Source organism: Arenimonas sp. MALMAid1274 (assembly GCF_049195245.1).
Taxonomy (GTDB): Bacteria; Pseudomonadota; Gammaproteobacteria; order Xanthomonadales; family Xanthomonadaceae; genus Arenimonas.
In genome coordinates this window covers 1-394 of sequence record NZ_JBMIRR010000003.1, presented here as the reverse complement: position 1 = coordinate 394, position 394 = coordinate 1, and the positions used below count along the sequence as shown (strand labels likewise).

The following is a 394-nucleotide window of genomic DNA, read 5'->3' as shown; positions in this document are numbered from 1 at the left end:
GTCGCGCCGAATACCCCGGCTGGCACGTACACCGTCGACTACGAAATCTGCGAAGTCCTGAATCCCGCGAACTGCGACACCGCGACCGTTACGGTCACGGTGGAGGAGGGCGTCATTGACGCCGTCAACGACAGCGCCGGCCCGGTCAACGGCTTCATTGCCAACACCAATGTAGTGAACGTCCTGGGCAATGACCTGCTCAATGGCGCGGCCGTGAATCCGGCGGACATCACCTTGGTCCCGGTGACGAATGGTCCGCTGACCGTGAACGCCGACGGCTCGGTGGACGTGGCGGCCGGTACCGCCGCGGGCACGTACACGGTCGACTACGAGATCTGCGAGGTCCTGAACCCGGCCAACTGCGATACCGCCACGGTCACCGTGACGGTCGAAG

At 64.5% G+C, this 394-nt stretch carries 1 protein-coding gene; it reads left to right on the top strand.

The features are described 5' to 3' along the window. A partial coding sequence (locus ACOQFR_RS00015; protein WP_421377373.1) for a hypothetical protein occupies window positions 1-394 on the top strand: 394 nt, incomplete at both ends.